This is a genomic window from Snodgrassella alvi (assembly GCF_002777425.1).
GTDB lineage: Bacteria > Pseudomonadota > Gammaproteobacteria > Burkholderiales > Neisseriaceae > Snodgrassella > Snodgrassella alvi_B.
Map to the genome: position 1 here is coordinate 9,664 of NZ_MDVC01000107.1, position 16,482 is coordinate 26,145.

Annotated in this window: 9 protein-coding genes; 6 read left to right on the forward strand and 3 right to left on the reverse strand. The window is 46.4% G+C overall.

Translation table 11 applies throughout. The features are described from left to right. The first annotated feature begins 683 nt into the window (after window positions 1-683). The 3 genes from BGI33_RS10245 (at window position 684) to BGI33_RS10255 (ending at window position 9,455) form a co-directional block, all read left to right on the forward strand. A complete protein-coding gene (locus BGI33_RS10245; protein WP_100091083.1) occupies window positions 684-6,566 on the forward strand; it encodes an ESPR-type extended signal peptide-containing protein in 5,883 nt (1,960 codons plus the stop codon). Window positions 6,567-7,323: 757 nt separating this feature from the next. Beyond that, window positions 7,324-8,193, forward strand: a complete 870-nt coding sequence (locus BGI33_RS10250; protein ID WP_100091084.1) for a patatin-like phospholipase family protein — start codon at window positions 7,324-7,326, stop codon at window positions 8,191-8,193. Between the two features lie 56 nt (window positions 8,194-8,249). Continuing rightward, entirely contained in the window at window positions 8,250-9,455 is a 1,206-nt protein-coding gene (locus tag BGI33_RS10255; protein WP_100091085.1) for a CynX/NimT family MFS transporter, read from the forward strand. Window positions 9,456-9,472: 17 nt separating this feature from the next. Here BGI33_RS10255 and BGI33_RS10260 read toward each other — a convergent pair whose 3' ends face one another. After that, window positions 9,473-10,246 (reverse strand): HesA/MoeB/ThiF family protein, encoded by a 774-nt coding sequence (locus BGI33_RS10260; RefSeq protein ID WP_218965190.1) that lies wholly within the window; start codon window positions 10,244-10,246, stop codon window positions 9,473-9,475. A 99-nt stretch (window positions 10,247-10,345) separates the two neighbouring features. Here BGI33_RS10260 and BGI33_RS10265 point away from each other — a divergent pair, with 99 nt between their 5' ends. After that, window positions 10,346-10,915, forward strand: a complete 570-nt coding sequence (locus BGI33_RS10265) for an L-threonylcarbamoyladenylate synthase (RefSeq protein ID WP_100091086.1) — start codon at window positions 10,346-10,348, stop codon at window positions 10,913-10,915. A gap of 104 nt (window positions 10,916-11,019) precedes the next feature. Here BGI33_RS10265 and BGI33_RS10270 read toward each other — a convergent pair whose 3' ends face one another. Both BGI33_RS10270 and BGI33_RS10275 read right to left on the reverse strand, forming a co-directional pair. After that, window positions 11,020-11,916 (reverse strand): polyprenyl synthetase family protein, encoded by an 897-nt coding sequence (locus BGI33_RS10270; protein ID WP_257378956.1) that lies wholly within the window; start codon window positions 11,914-11,916, stop codon window positions 11,020-11,022. Then, window positions 11,900-12,127 (reverse strand): exodeoxyribonuclease VII small subunit, encoded by a 228-nt coding sequence (locus tag BGI33_RS10275; RefSeq protein WP_100091087.1) that lies wholly within the window; start codon window positions 12,125-12,127, stop codon window positions 11,900-11,902. Before BGI33_RS10275 ends, BGI33_RS10270 begins: the two co-directional genes overlap by 17 nt. Before the next feature lie 940 nt (window positions 12,128-13,067). Here BGI33_RS10275 and BGI33_RS10280 point away from each other — a divergent pair. Together BGI33_RS10280 and dnaJ are read left to right on the forward strand one after the other, a co-directional pair. Beyond that, window positions 13,068-14,942: a ribonuclease catalytic domain-containing protein gene (locus BGI33_RS10280; RefSeq protein WP_100091088.1), complete on the forward strand. Its 1,875-nt coding sequence runs from the start codon at window positions 13,068-13,070 to the stop codon at window positions 14,940-14,942. A gap of 292 nt (window positions 14,943-15,234) precedes the next feature. Further along, window positions 15,235-16,344, forward strand: a complete 1,110-nt coding sequence (gene dnaJ, locus BGI33_RS10285) for a molecular chaperone DnaJ (protein WP_100091089.1) — start codon at window positions 15,235-15,237, stop codon at window positions 16,342-16,344. Window positions 16,345-16,482: the final 138 nt, after the last annotated feature.

Below are 16,482 nucleotides of genomic sequence, written 5' to 3' on the forward strand. Positions count from 1 at the left end.
ACGAATTAATAATTATTCTGATCTGGATTAACCAGCGCAATTTTTTATATGCTTCAACACAGACAGATAGGCATTCGGTTTACAGTACTTGGCTGACTGACTAAAAATAGCTGGATTGGGTGCAAATCAGCTACTTTTTATACTGTGGCAAATTGTATTATTGCTCAGCTATAATCAGAATAGACAATATAATGTTCATTTAAAGCTATTTTCTAAACATAGCTGACACCATATTGGCGGTTTTAAATAATATTTGAATATTCATTTGTATTATTAAACTTTGTTATCATGCGGAACAATAAGTGATTTCCTGCTACGGTTTAAATATATGTGTCAACCTGTGAATATTTCTTTTATCAGCATAAACATTCGTTAATCGGGCAATTGTGGCGTTAATAAGACAATAATAATATCTAAACAATGTAGTTAATAAACATAGATATACATAAACCAGAAAAAACAAATATTAAAAAATATATATATTTCAAATGTTTGTTATTGTATAAAAAGGCTGGGTGTTAACCATAATAATTATTCGTTGGTTTTATTTAATACATCCAAACAAATATTTATGTTATATTACCTAAAGATTTAAATTAAAATAATTTAACATTTAACTATATCTTTATATAGTTATCGAGATTTTTGTTTGACAGCATGATTTCTAATCAGGAGTAAACCAATTGAATAAAATATATCGTGCTATATGGAATGAAACAACCCAAACGTGGGTAGCAGCTTCCGAACTAGCGAAAAGCAGAACCAAGTCTGATACCGTTTCCTCTTTGCCCGCTGCTGGTTCAGCAAACAGCAAATCCAGACTGGGTACAATTTTTAAACTAGGTCTTATAGCTTCATTTCTGAATATGTCGTTACTGTCATCACCTGTATATGCTTCCAATGCAGCAATTATTGGCGGTAGTAATCTGGGTGATAGTACCAAATTTCAAAACAACTATAAAGACAAGCAGGGGAATATGCTGGTAAGTCATGGTTCCATTATTCTTAATGGGGCAAACGATCTTGCAGCAGATGGTAAAAGTATTCCTTATACCTGTGGTGCAGATGAAGTTCAGGGCAGAGGTGTTACCGGACGCAATATTTCCGGTTCATCGTTAACTGCACTACAGGAATATGAACGGTTTGCTAATAACCAAGCTTTCAATGGCAAAAATCCCTATGGCACAACGACTGACGCGACAAATGCTGGTAATGCAGCCATGCAGGGAGAACTTACTGGCGGAGCTGTAAGTAAAATGCCTGTGGCTTATGGCGTATATTCTTTTGCCTCTGGTTGTGGTTCTTTTACGACCGGTAACTATTCAATGGCTTTCGGCACCAATGCTACAGCACTGGCTGGTGGCGCGATGGCTATCGGAACAGCGGCCTTGGCTTCTGGACGTGCTTCGATTGCTTTCGGTGTTGGTGCTGAGGCTACTGGTGTTTCCAGTGTGGCTTTGGGTTCGGTAGCTTCGTCTAATGGGGTGGGCAGTGTGGCAGCCGGCCTGCTGTCTCAGGCCAAGGCAGATGGTACTGTCGCACTGGGTGTGCAGGCACGAGCCGAAAATCATTCAGCTGTGGCTATCGGTAATGCTGCGCAGGCAACGGGCGAGCAGAGTATCAGTATTGGTTCGGCCAATCAGGTTAGCGGCAAGGCATCTGGTGCTATTGGCGGTTCTGCTGAAACTACTAGGTATAATACTGAGAATGGAGCTCAGGCTACTTTTGCTACCGGTGCAACAACAGTAACAGGTGACGGAAGCTATTCTTTCGGTAATCAGAACGGCACCATCGCTGCTAATAATACTGGCGTATTTGGTAATTACAATACCATAGGAACTGATTCAACAGCCATAGAAAAAACCAAGGATATCAGAATTTTGGGTAACCACAATACCGTTTCTGCCAAAGCTAGTGGTGCCATGATAGTGGGTAATAGCGCTGAGGTGCGTGCTGCCAATGCTCTGGCATTGGGTAACAATACTAAGGTTCTCGGAACCAATGGTGTGGCATTAGGTGAAGGTGCAAGGGTCGAATTTGATGACGGTGTCGCTCTGGGCAGCGGTTCTGTGGTTTCTACTGAGAAAGGTAAGGCCGGATTTAATCCTGGCGCCAGTGCCGAAACAGCAGAATCACCTGTCTGGAAAAGCACAGCCAGTGCAGTGGCTATTGGCAATGCTGCTAATGGTCACACCCGGCAGATTACCGGGCTGGCAGCAGGTACGCAGGATACTGATGCTGTAAACGTGGCGCAGCTAAAAAGTTTGCATGATTCCACATCAACGAGCATTGCTTCCCTGTCTACTTCCGCAGAAACCAGTTTAGGTACGGTTAAGGACAAATTAGCTGAGCTAGATAATTCTGCTTCTACAAGTATTCTTTCAACTAGTGAGAAGCTGACTGCTCTTTCAGCTTCTATTGATGAACACATTGGGAAGACTAATTCTGCTTTAGAAGGATTAAAGAATTCGACTTCTGCCAGCATTCAGCATCTGCAAGAAAATGCATTACAGTGGAATGCACAGGAAAAGGCTTATGATGCGGTTCATGGAGAAAAAGCAGCAAAGATTATTAATGTTGCTGCTGGGAATATTGACTCAGAAACATCCACAGATGCTGTGAATGGCGGCCAGCTATATACAACTAATGTAAAACTGTCCGATTTAGACAGCAAAGTTTCTACCGGACTACAGACTCTGCAAGAGCAGATGACCGCTTTAAATACAACAGATATTAGCAGTCTGTCTACTGCGACCGATAATGTCGTTAAGGATGTTGACAGCCTGAAAAGTAATGCTTTGTTATGGAACGGCAAAGCCTATGATGCCAGCCATGATGATGCGCCACAAAAAATTACCAATGTTGAAGCAGGTAGTGTTGCTCAAGATTCAACCGAGGTGATTAACGGTGGCCAGTTACACAGTCTTTCTACAGCTACAAGAGGCAGGCTGTCTAGTGCCATTTCTACAGTAACGTCTGCGCTGACTGATACCAGAAATATAATAACTGAAGTAAAAGATCAGGCACTGTTATGGAATAAAGATATAAATGATGGTCATGGTGCATATGATGCTCGTGGACGGAAAATTACCGGTGTTGCCCGCGGCGAATTAGACACAGGTTCTTCTGATGTGGTTATTGGTGCGCAGCTACATGAGACCAATACTGCTGTGAGCGCATTGTCTACATCAACTTCAACTGGTTTGAGTAGTTTGAGCACGGCTTTAGATAGCTCTTCCAAATCAATTATCAGCAGCCTGTCTTCACTTGTGGATGGCAGTAAAGGCGATATCGCAGCCCTGCAAAAAACTGCTTTGCAATGGAGTAGTGCTGATAAGGCATACAGTGCCAAATATGAAAATGAAAATCAGCGTATTACCAATGTAATGGAGACAGAGCTTGCACTCAATTCAACAGATGTTGCAACGGGTAATCAGCTGTATACTCTTTCCACCGCGACAGCAGAGCATCTGGATAGTTTATCTTCTTCGCTACAAGGAATTTCTGCAGAGGGGATCAACAGTTTATCTGCTAGTGTGGATGCTGCTAATGGCTATATTACAGCCTTGCAGCAGGATGCTTTACAATGGAATGGCAAAGCCTATGATGCCAGCCATGGTGTGGCAGGCGGACGGGAAAAAATTACCAATGTAGCTGATGCCTCTTTATCATCAACCTCAAGTGATGTAGTTACTGGTGGCCAGCTGTTTACTACCAATAGCAACTTGAGCAGTTTGTCCAGCATAGTTAATACCGAGCTGTTTAATCTTTCCCAATCAACATCAACTGGTATTAGCAGTCTATCCACTGCTCTGAATAATTTTGCTGATACCGCAGTAGGCAGCCTGTCTACAATCTTTGATAACAGCCTGTCTGCAACTAATTCCAGCCTTTCGTCTCTGCAACAGAATGCACTGTTATGGAATAAAGATCTAAATGCTGATAAGGGTGCATATGATGCTAGCCACAATGGGGAGGCTCAACGCATTACCAATGTACAGGATGGAAATGCAATAGCCGGATCCAGTGATGTAGTTACCGGCGGCCAGTTGTATACCACCAATAGCCAGCTTAGCCATTTGTCTGGCAGTGTAAGTACTACTCTCGATTCATTGTCAAGTTCACTGCAGAACATTAGCGACAATAGTCTGGCCGGTTTGACCGATGAATTGAACGATACTAATAGGAAGCTGGCTGATCTGAATTTATCAACATCAAATTCTCTCAAAGATACCAATGACCATATTGAGTCATTGCAGCAGAATGCACTGTTGTGGAATAAAGATTTAAATAATGGTAGTGGTGCCTATGATGCCGGCCATGGCGGTAGCGCTCAGCTTATTACCAATGTCCGCGCTGGTGCTGTGGCTAAAGATTCTACTGATGCCATTAACGGCAGCCAGCTCTTTAGCCTGTCCAGCTCTACTTCAACAGGTTTGAGCAGTCTGTCGACCAGTCTGCAAACCTTTACCGATGCCCAGATGGGCGATCTGGGTAAGGTAACTAACAAGCTGAACACAGTTGAGAGCAATGTGGTTGCATTGCAGGGCAATGCATTGCAATGGAACAGTAACAGTGGTACTGAGGGTGCCTTTGATGCAACCCGTGGAGGCAAATCTCAGCAACTAACCGGTATTGCCAATGGCGCAATCAGTGAAACTTCAACTGATGCCATCAACGGTATGCAGATGCACAGCCTGTCAACGGCGACTTCATCTAGTCTGAGCAGTCTGTCGACCAGTCTGAATGACAGTCTGGGTAATACTAATCAGAATCTGACGGCATTACAGCAGAATGCAATGCAGTGGAACGATTCACTGAAAGCTTATGATGCCAGCTATAAGGTTAATGGTGAAGCTGTGGCACAGCGGATTACCAATGTGGCTGCCGGCCAGAACGATACCGATGCGGTTAATTTCAGCCAGCTTTCAAGTCTGTCCAGCTCTACTTCATCCGGTCTGAGCAGTTTGTCGACAATAGTTTCAACGGCAATGACTACTGAAATCAGTAACATCTCTAACTCTCTGTCTAGCGGCTACTCAGGTCTGTCAGATAGCCTGAGTACAACAAATGATAGACTGAACAATCTGGTGAGCGACACCAAGACCGGCATAGACAGTCTGTCTACCGGTTATTTGGAAATGCACGACAGTGTGGCTAAACTGAAAGAGGATAGCCTGAACAACCTGAGATGGAATAGTGAGTATAATGGAGGTGAAGGCGCATTTGATGCCAGCAAACCAGGCAGCCTCACTCGTGCTTCTGAACCAGGCAAGATTGTTAATGTGGCCAATGGCGATATTAGTGAGCATTCGCATGATGCAGTAACAGGCGGACAGTTGTTTACTGTGAAAAGTGATCTGGCCAGTTTGTCTACCGCTACGTCAAGCAGTTTGTCTTCGATAAACAATGTGCTGCAAATAGGCGGGATTAGTAGCAGTATTTCTAGCCTACAGGAAAATGCATTGAGGTGGGATAGTTCATTGCAAGCTTATGATGGTAAATCACGGCGGATTACCAATGTGCATGATGCTCGTGATGTTACCGATGCAGTCAATCTTGGTCAGTTGTTGACTGTGAAAAACGATCTGACTAGTCTGTCTGAGAAAGTAGATAACTTGCCTATAGGCAGCGGTATTTCACAAGAGGCGCTGAACAGTCTGTCGACTGCACTTAGCAACCAGATTTCCTCCATAGCATCAGGTCTGGGTGCTTCGACCAATTCTGGTGGTGGTTTTGATCTGCATGAATATGAGATTACTAAGCCGGATGGTAGCAAAGAGAAAGTAAATGATGTGTCTAAAGTGCTGGAGAATATGCAGAATAATGGTACGATGTATGCACGCTTCGGTCCGAATACAACAGGAGGCCATGCAAAGGCTCTGAGTAATGATTCGATAGCAGTAGGTGGTGGAGCGGTTGCCGCTAGTAATTCGGCCATTGCGATAGGTGCTTCAGCCAGTGCACAGGCGATAGATGGTGTAGCGCTGGGCAGAGAAACAAAGGTAATGGAGACCGGAGGTGTTGCTCTGGGAGCGGGTTCAAAAGTGAAGGGCAGGACTAGTAAAGAGAAAGAAGCATATATACCGGGAACGGCAACCGAGCAGCAGAGAAGAGAGATCGTAGCCACGCAGAGTGATGGCGTGGGCGCGGTATCTGTGGGTGATGAAGATAATGGAAAATACCGTCAGATAACCGGTGTTGCTGCGGGTAGTGAAAACACGGATGCTGTGAATGTGGCTCAGCTTAAAGGTGTTAATAATAAGATTGATAACATCAATAAGTATGTGAATAAAGTAAATGAACGTTTACAGCGTACGGAACGTCGTGCTTATTCAGGTACTGCTCTGGCCATGGCATTATCCGGTGCCTATCTGCCATCTCTGAATGCTGGTGAACAGGCTGTTGGTGTTGGTGTTGGTACTTACCGTGGCTATACTGCCGTAGGTGCCAATTACAAGGCAATCAGCAATAGCGGTAATATTGGCTGGGGTGCAGGTGTTTCCACCACTGGCAAAGAGGTTGGCTTTAATGGCGGTGTAGGCTTCAAATGGAGCAGTAACTAAACCATTGTGCTACCTAGCTAAAGTAACTTCCGGATTTCTCTGAATCCGGAAGTTTTTTTATGGCCTTGGCAATACGCTAAGTGCGAATGATTTTGGTGTGAAATATTTGTTTTGGCTAATTTGCACCTGAGTAGCCTGGCTGAATCGATGGCTTGAGCATATTGGGTTGCCGCGACTAGTGAAGATAAGAGTCCACCGGCTTGGCTGATTTTTACCTGCTAGACTGCTGTTTTAGCCGGTTGCGGGGGATGTCTGTTAGAAGTATTCCAGATAAGAATCTTATTAGCCGGATAACAGCAGAATTGTTTACATGCTTTGCCCGGTTTTTACTTGATATGCTCGGCTGTTCTGACTGTGGTGCTGGAAATTATCAGTTAACTGTGCCGGTTTTCTTCACTCAACAGGCTTGTGACGACATACAGATGAATAGCTATTGTCTTTATTTTTTACTACTTATGGCAAACAGTTTTAGATGTATTACGGAGGCTGTATAAAAATGCAGCTAACATGGCGCAGGCTGTCATTATTGTGGATGCTTACTCACCGGATAGACAGAATAATGCTGCCAGAGGAGTATGTTTAAATGGTATGCTCATTGTTTTACTGGCAGATGTGTAAACGGGCAGGCTCAGGTGCTTGCAGGCAGCAGAGCGCTGATGTGAAACAGCCTGCTGGAAGCTTCATTGATTTAATTCAGCTAGTATTATATATTTAATAATATTAATTTAATATTACATAAGAATGGAAATGGTAAATAATGCCTGATACTGAGCAGGAACCAGCCAGAACGCAGACTGCGCTGGTTGTGGAAGGCGGAGGGATGCGCGCTGCATTCAGTAGCGGGGTTACTGATGCTTTTTTGCAGGCAGAATTTAATCCATTTACTTTGCTGGTTGGGGTGTCTTCCGGAGCCAGTACCATTGCCAGCTATCTGGCCGGACAAGAAGGCCGCAATCTGGCTGTTCTGCTGGATCAGTCGTGCCGGCCGGAATTTATTCGCTGGTCACGCTTTATCCGCGGTGGTGACCTGATGGATATCGACTGGTTATGGCGGGTTGTACAACAGGAAAATCCGCTGGATTGTGAGCGCATGTTTGCACAGCAGCGTGATTTCCGGATTGTGCTGAGTAATGCAGTTAGTGGTCTGCCACAATATGCTGTCGCCCAACCCGAATCTTTTCTGGACGTGTTGCGTGCTTCCAGCTCAATTCCCTTTATTATCCGCAAGCCAGTACAAATCGGTAGTGAATGTTATTATGACGGCGGCGTGGCAGATGCCCTGCCGGTACAGTGGGCGCTGTCGCAGCCGAATATCGGCCGTGTGGTGGTTATTCGCACCCGTACGTATGATTATATTAAGAATGGTGGTCTGAGTGATGCTTTGCTGGCACGGCACTTACCTGCCGGTGGGTTTGCACAGGCGTTACGTCAGCGGGTAAAACATTATAATGCTACGCTGGCATGGATGCGGCAGCCTGAAAACTGTCGCTATATTATTGAAATTAATCCCCCAAATGATAGCAAAATGGCCGGACGCCTGTGTCGCGATGCCGGTCGTTTGCGTTATAGTTATGCAGCGGGTCTGGAATGCGGCCGTGCCCTATTGCAGCGATGGCCGCAAAATTAAATGGTTTCTTCAGTCTTAATCTGTAGGATTAAGGGTAACGGTAATTTGGTGAAGTAATGAAAACAGATTCGGCTGTATCGAAAACACAGCATCTACTAAGTCTTTTTGTGGCGATTCTGGCGCTGGCCTTGGTTTTGCGTGGGCCTCTGACTGGTGTGGGGCCTTTGTTGCAGAATATTCAGCTCCAGCTCCAGATTAGCAGTACGCTGGCCGGGCTGCTGACTACAGTACCGTTGCTGACATTTGGTCTGTTTTCTATTTTTATCCCCAGAATGGCAGCACGGCTGGGTGCGGAGCAAATGATATTTTTTGCTCTGTGGGTTTTAACTCTGGGGCTGGTGCTGCGTTGTGGCGGGGGGCTGTTTCTGCTGCTCACCGGTACGGCTTTGCTCAGCTGTGCCATTGCGGTGGGCAATGTGCTGATTCCCAGCATGGTAAAACAGTATTTTCCATTAAAAATGGGGCTGGTTACGGCCTTATATGCACTGGCCATGAATGTTGGCGGGGCGGCAGGCTCTGCTTTGAGTGCGCCGCTGGCTCACGATAATCTGTGGGGCTGGCGCGGTGCGCTGGTAATCTGGGTGCTGCCGGCACTGGTGGCAATGGTTATCTGGTGGCTGCCGTTTAAGGCCGCCAATGCCATTCCCAGAGCTGCTGTTCGTTCGCGGCCGGTAACGGTACATCTGTGGCGTAATCCGCTGGCCTGGCAGGTAACCCTGTTTATGGGGTTTCAGTCATTTCTGTTTTATTCAACGGTTAGCTGGCTGCCGCAGATTGTGGCCAAAGCCGGTGTGTCTGCAACTGAGGCCGGTGGCTGGCTTGGATTGATGCAGCTGGTGATGGTACCTACTAATTTGCTGATACCGATTTATGCTGCCAGATTAAAACAGCAGCACTGGATTGGTGCAATGTGCGGGGTAGCGTTGATATTGTCGGTATTATTGCTGATGTCGCCGTGGCGCAGTTGCTATTTACCAGCGGTATTGCTGCTGGGGCTGGGAATCAGTGGGGCTTTTTGTCTGAGTATGATGTTTTTCAGTCTGCGCAGCGGTAGTGTTACTGAGGGAGTACTGTTATCCGGAATGGCACAAACCTGTGGTTATCTGTTTGCGTCGGTGGGGCCGGTATTAATGGGTGCTTTGCACGATATCATTCATTCATGGTTTCCTGCATTATGGTTAATGCTGTTTGCCGCACTGGTGATTACTGTATCCGGCTGGAAAGCCGGACAGGATCGCAAGCTGTCTGATTTTCAGAAATAATACAGATATACACAGCCTTATCCACAGGATTTTGTGGATAAGGCTGTTTGTCCACATACAGGGCAGTCTGGATTGGCCGCTAGCTGCAAACGTTGCCACTGAAAGCGATGAGCGTCAAAACAGTGTAACCAGCAGCCGAGAGGATGAATGCCAGCGATTACCTGCAATGCTTCACTTGCCTGTGCTGCGCCCATTATGCCCAGTAACGGTGCAAAAACGCCGTTTTTGGCACAACTGGCGCCTTCATCATTCATTTCTTCTTCAAACAGACACTGATAACAGGGACCGTGGCCGTTGCGGAAATCATATACGGCCAATTGGCCGGCAAATACTAAGGCTGAGGCTGAAACCAGTGGTTTGCGCGCATTGAAGCAGGCCTGATTAATCAGCCGGCGGCTGGCAAAATTGTCGGTACAATCCAGAATAATGTCGGCATGTTGCACCAGTTGTTGTAACAGGCTGGCATCTGCTCTGGCCACAACCGGCTGTAATTGAGCCTGCGGGTGATGTGCCTGTAGTAGCTGGCACAATACACGGGCTTTTGCCTCACCGATATCCCGATCACTAAACCAGTACTGGCGTTGTAAGTTGCTGATTTCGATGCTGTCGTTATCCACAACGGTGATGTGCCCTACTCCGCTGGACACCAGATACGTGAGTGCCGGATGTGCCAGGCCGCCGGCACCAATCACCAGTGCCCGCGCGGCAAGAATGGCTTCCTGTCCGGCAATATCCAGTTTATCCAGTAAAATATGACGGCTGTAACGCAATAGTTGTTCATCAGTAATCATGGTAGCCTCTGGCGATTGAATGCAGTATCTGGGGGCATGAGTAGTCTGGTTGATTCTGCACTGCTATTATAATAGTTTGGTTTATTTCTCTGAATATCTATGCGCCATCCTGTCCGGCCGGCCGGCCGGTTTTTACATCGTCTGCGCGCCCATCTGCATCGTGGCGGCCTGATTGCTTATCCGACGGAAGGCAGTTATGGACTTGGTTGTCTGCCCGCTTATGCGCCGGCGCTGCGTAAGCTGATTGCGCTGAAGAAACGGCCGCAACATAAAGGCCTGATTGTTATTGCTGCTGATTTTGCGCAACTGCAATCTTTGCTGGCACCATTGTCTGCCACCGAAGTGGCGGCTGTCAGTCAGCAATGGCCGGCTCCTAAAACCTTGCTGTTACCGGTACGGCAGCGGGTGTTGCCAGTGTTGCGCGGGCGAGGCCGGCAAACGCTGGCGGTACGCATTCCTGATCTGGCAACAGCGCGCTTTTTGTGCCGCGCTGTCGGTACGGCGCTGGTGTCTACTTCATGTAATCGAGCCGGAAAAAAAGCCTGTGGTACAGAACGGGAAGTCAGACGCCAGTTTGGGCGTCAGGTGATGATTGTAGGTGGGCGCACTGGCGGGCGCAAACAGCCCAGCCAGATTATTGACTGGGTATCCGGTAAGCGGCTGCGCTAGCAATTTCGGCTACTGGCTGATATCTGAATATCCGTACCGGTAGCTGCAACAGCAGAATGGGTATTGCTACTGCTATGGTTGTTCACATCACGCATGGTGCGACTTTAGTGATTGCGGGCAACAACAAATTGGGCGAGTGCACGCAGATGAGCTGCACGCTGGTCAAAATCAGCCAGCGCATCAATGGCTTTTTGTACCAGATTTTCGGCATACCGGCGTGCTGTAGCCAGCCCCATCAGGCTAACGTAGGTAGGTTTGTTGGCCTGAGCATCTTTACCGGCGGTTTTGCCTAAGATGTCACTATCCTGTTCATAATCCAGAACATCATCAATAACCTGAAAGGCCAGTCCCAGATGGGTGGCATAGCTGTCGAGTGCTGTCAGTGCCTGCTGGTCGATGTCCGGACAGCAAAGACCGCCCAGTGTGACGGCTGCCCGAATCAGTGCGCTGGTTTTCAACTGGTGCATGTGCTCGAGTTCGGTTTGATTCAGGCTGAGACCTACATGAGCCAGATCAATGGCCTGTCCGCCAGCCATGCCATTACAGCCAGCGGCCTGCGCCAGTGTCTGTATCATGCGTAGCTGGCGGGTGGCTTCAAGGCTGGTTGGCCGGCTCAGCAGGCTGAAAGCCATGCTTTGCAGGGCGTCGCCAACCAGTAAGGCTGTTGCCGGTGTGTATTGTATGTGGCAGGCGGCTTTGCCGTGGCGCAGGCTGTCGTTATCCATTTCCGGCATGTCGTCGTGCACGAGTGAATAAATATGAATGCATTCGACTGCGGCCAGAGCATAATCCACTGCTTCTGTAATGGCATTGCCCAGCTCGGCAGCAGCCAATACCAGCATCGGGCGCAAACGTTTGCCGCCATCCAGTGTGGCATAGCGCATGGCTTCAATCAGTGGGGCAGGAAGCTGTGTGGCTGGTGGTAATAGTCGGGTTAGGGTTTGTTCGGCATGTGTTTGTGCCTGTTTTTGCCAGCCGGTAAAATCACTCCTCTGCTTCAAGTTTAAGCTCCTTTAATTCACCGTGATCCAGTAGCTGTAGTTTTTGTTCTACTTCAGCCAGTTTCTGCTGGCAGTATTGCACCAGTTCCTGACCATATTCATAGGCTGCCAGTGATTCTTCTAAAGGCAAGTCGTTGTTTTGCATGGATTCGGTAATTTTTTCCAGTTGCTGGATGGCTTCTTCATAGCTTTTGGGCGTTATTTTCTTCATATCGTGGCTCTTTACGCGAATTTATGGCTATTGTAACACTCACGCTGTTGCTGTTGCTGTTGCTATGGATATCTGTGAGATGAGATGGTAGCTTATCGGTTCAGGTAGGCTGCTGGCTGGTATGTTATCGGACTGTTTCTGCGGAAATGGGGCTGGTGTCTATATGCATGAGTATAAACATTAAGAATCCTAATGATACTTTTGTTAATGGTTTTCAGATGTATAACTAAATTGGCACAGGTATTTTCTTCAGAAGTTTTGCTTATTTAAATGATTAATTTTAATTAATTAATATTTTATTTTTTGAATATTAATAGTCTTATTTAAAATACTATTGTAATATTGAAGTTTATTTCAATGTAATTAATTTTTTCAGATGCTGATTGCGGATGATGCGATGGGTGTGGAAATATCAAACAGGCCTGATAGCTAAAAGCTGATAAAATTTGGTTCTCTACAGCTTATATTTACAGCATAAATTTAGCACAATGGTCTGGTTTGCGGACATGTCTGCTTGTGTACTTTATCATTTTATTGATGATGTTTGGTTGGTTATTTGTTTGGCATGGTATAAATTTTTGCTTACTATTATGAATAGTGTCAGATAAGAAGAGTTTTTACTGTTTATTTATCTGGTTTTAAAGCATAATATTGTTTAAAGCATAATTATGTTGTGCTAACTTTGAGTGATAGTTTTATTAAAAAATTAAAACATAGAATTATTTAATTTGTATGTTTTAATGGTTGACATATGGAGAACAGGAAAACCAGAGGGGAAGTAATAGTGAACTATTTGTACTGGCATGGCTGTATGGAAGCACAATGGTAGTTCCAGCGTAAAACTTGAAATGCTGTACATTCGTTTATAATCGAATAATTGGTGGTTTTTCAATCTGTTTTACAGGTTACTTGGGTAGTTTCTTTGGTTTAAGTAGGCGTTATGGGTAAACATATTTTTTATGAGGAGTCAGGTCAGTTTAAAGTAGCAGAGGTAGTACAGAAAAACGATGCTACTTTTCTGGTTAATACACAGCACGGTAAACGGGCAAAAATCAAGGCCAGTCATGTTTTTCTGGCATTTGACAGCGATGCTGCACAGTTTTTACAGCAGGCCGCCGATGCTGCTGCGGGTATTGATATCAGTCTACTGTGGGAAGCGGTGGGTAGTGAAGCTGAATTTACCGCAGCCAGTGCAGCTACGGAATATTTTGGCAGCAACAGCGGGAATGTTGAGCTGGCGGCCACATTAATGGCTCTGTATGCCGCACCTATGTATTTTTACAAGAAAAATAAAGGGGTATTTAAGGCTGCACCGGCAGAAACCTTACAGCAGGCTCTGGCGGCGATTGAACGGCGCAAACAGCAGGAAGCGCAAATGAATAGCTGGATACAGGAGTTGCTGGCTGGCAGCCTGCCTGCCGCTATTGCTGCTGATGCCAAAATGATTCTGCATGCACCAGACAAACAGAGCCAGAGCTACAAGGCGGTGATAAAAGCTGCTGAACAGAAAAAAACATCACGCTTTGCCCTGCTCCAGAGTGTTGGCGCTGTGCCACCCCTGCCTGAATATTTTCTTGATGGCTTTTTGCTAACCCAGTTTCCTAAGGGTGTGGACTGTGGCGATTATGCTGTGCCGATTATTCACAACCTGCCTGCTGCTGATACAGCAGTGCAGGCATTTTCTATTGATGATATTGAAACCAGTGAGGTAGATGATGCATTCAGTGTGCGCGACCTGCCCAATGGTAACAAACTGGTCGGTATTCATATTGCTGCCCCTGCTCTGGCCATTACTGCTGAATCTCCGCTGGAGAAGCTGATATTTGAACGCTTAAGTACGGTGTATTATCCCGGTGGTAAAATCACGATGCTGCCGGATAATTGGATAGCTGCTTTCAGTCTGGATGAGGGTGCTGCACGGCCGGCAGTCAGTCTCTATGCAGAAGTTAATCCGCAGTTTGAAATTGTGCACTGTGAATCGCGAATTGAATCGGTTTATATAGACTGTAATTTACGTATTGAAAATATTGAGCAGGCATTTCAGCCCCAGCAGGCGCGCGGTGACACTGAAGTTTTTGCTCATCAGCATGAAATGAACTGGTTGTATGATTTTGCCATAGCCAGAATGCAGGCACGGGGTAAATATGATCCCGAACGCTTACCCCAATACGATTATGGGATTAAGCTGGAAACAGAAAACAAAGTGCGCATCAGTGTACGGGAACGTGGTGCCCCGATTGATACGCTGGTAAGTGAGCTGATGATTTTTGCCAACAGTACTTGGGCACAAATGCTGGATGAGGCGGGTATGGCTGGTCTGTTCCGGGTGCAGCCAACCGGCAGGGTGCGTATGAGTACCCAGTCTGAGCCACATATTGGTTTGGGTCTGAAACATTATGCCTGGTTTACTTCGCCGTTACGGCGTGCTACTGATTATATCAACCAGAAGCAATTAATCAGTTTACTTGACCCGGATGCCCCATCCCGCTTTGAACCACAGGATGCCATGCTGTTTGCGGTGCTGCGCGATTTTGAATCGGCTTACACTGCTTATAATGATTTCCAGCGTCATATGGAAGCGTACTGGAGCCTGATATATATCCAGCAGGAACAGTTGCAGGAACTGACTGCCCAGTTAATACGTGATGATTTGGTACGCATTGAGGGGCTGCCTCTGGTTAGCCGTGTTACTGGCGTGCCGATTGATGCCATGCCCAAATGCCAGATGAAGGTAGCGATAACCGGAATTGATCTGGAGCAGGTAAATGTCGGGCTTAATTATGTCAATGTTCTGGTGCCGGTAGCTGGTGGCTGATTGTGTGAGTGAATTATTAGAAAAGATTTTATGATTGGCAGCTGGCTGGTTATGAATTGATGCGCTGTTTTGCTAGCCGGATAAATATACTGTTGTATCCTTTGTGTTGTTTGTCTGTGTATAAGTAAGTTGGCCGGTTGCCCGTGTTGCTACATTTAGAAATAAGTTTCGCTTAAAACCTTGTTTTTATACGTGCAGCCCATATATGGGTTGCATTTCTATTATCCGGTTTTGCTTTTCAGGCAGCCTGCTGTACAGGAACAGGTTGCCTGCAAACATTTGGAATAAAATTATGACTGAAGTAGATTTTTATGAAGTGCTGGGTGTAACCCGTACTGCAGGGGATGAGGAAATCAAAAAAGCTTATCGCAAGCTGGCCATGAAATACCATCCCGACCGTAATCAGGGCGATAAGGGCGCTGAAGAGAAATTCAAGGAAATTCAGCGTGCTTATGAAGTATTGTCTGATGCGCAAAAACGTGCTGCGTATGACCAGTTTGGCCATGCCGGCGTAGATGGCAATATGGGTGCTGGTGGCGGTGGTTTTTCCGGCGGCTTTGATTTTGGTGATATTTTCAGCCAGATGTTTGGCGGCAGTGCTGGCGGACGGCAGCAGAATCATCAGGGTGCTGATTTACAGTATCATGTGGAAATCAGTCTGGAAGAAGCGGCACGCGGTATCAAGAAAAAAATCACTATTCCTACGCATGAAGAATGTGATGTCTGTCATGGCAGTGGTGCCAAGGCTGGTACCTCAGCCACTACCTGTAGCATGTGTGGCGGTAGCGGGGTGGTGCATGTACGGCAGGCCATTTTCCAGTTGCAGCAAACCTGCCCTACCTGTCGCGGCAGTGGCAAGCAGATTAAAGACCCGTGTGTTAAATGTCATGGCGAAGGGCTGGTAAAAACACGCAAGACGGTTGAGGTTTCCATTCCGGCCGGTATTGATGATGGCCAGCGTATCCGGCTGAGCGGCGAAGGTGAGCCGGGTAAGCATGGTGCACCGGCAGGTGATTTATATGTGATGGTGAATGTACGTCCGCATCAGGTATTTGAGCGTGATGGCATGGATTTGCACTGTGAATTGCCTATCAGCTTTACCACAGCAGCACTTGGCGGTGAGGTTGAAGTGCCAACGCTGGATGGTAAGGTAAAACTGAATATTCCAAAGGAAACACAAACCGGCCGCCGTATGCGCGTGCGGGGTAAAGGAATTAAATCCGTGCGTTCGGCTGCGGTAGGCGATTTATATTGTCACATTGTAGTAGAAACACCGGTAAATCTGACCGAGCGTCAGCGCGAACTGCTGGAAGAGTTTGAAAAAATCTCTACTGGTATGGATCGGGCGCAAACGCCGCGACAGAAATCCTTCATGGACAAGCTGCGCGACTTGTTTGAATAAATACTTGAAACAGCATAATTCAGGCGTGTTTATTCCAGATATGTAACACATTAATACTGGTTATGCTGTGTAAATCCCGCTGATTGTAGGTAATCAGCGGGATTTTGTTATTCACAGCAAAGACATAAGCAGTTTAAC

Coding starts and splice junctions, on each gene's coding strand:
- BGI33_RS10275 (WP_100091087.1), bottom strand. CDS start 12,127: ATGAAGAAAATAACGCCCAAAAGCTATGAAGAAGCCATCCAGCAACTG.
- BGI33_RS10265 (WP_100091086.1), top strand. CDS start 10,346: ATGCGCCATCCTGTCCGGCCGGCCGGCCGGTTTTTACATCGTCTGCGC.
- BGI33_RS10250 (WP_100091084.1), top strand. CDS start 7,324: ATGCCTGATACTGAGCAGGAACCAGCCAGAACGCAGACTGCGCTGGTT.
- BGI33_RS10255 (WP_100091085.1), top strand. CDS start 8,250: ATGAAAACAGATTCGGCTGTATCGAAAACACAGCATCTACTAAGTCTT.
- dnaJ (WP_100091089.1), top strand. CDS start 15,235: ATGACTGAAGTAGATTTTTATGAAGTGCTGGGTGTAACCCGTACTGCA.
- BGI33_RS10260 (WP_218965190.1), bottom strand. CDS start 10,246: ATGATTACTGATGAACAACTATTGCGTTACAGCCGTCATATTTTACTG.
- BGI33_RS10280 (WP_100091088.1), top strand. CDS start 13,068: ATGGGTAAACATATTTTTTATGAGGAGTCAGGTCAGTTTAAAGTAGCA.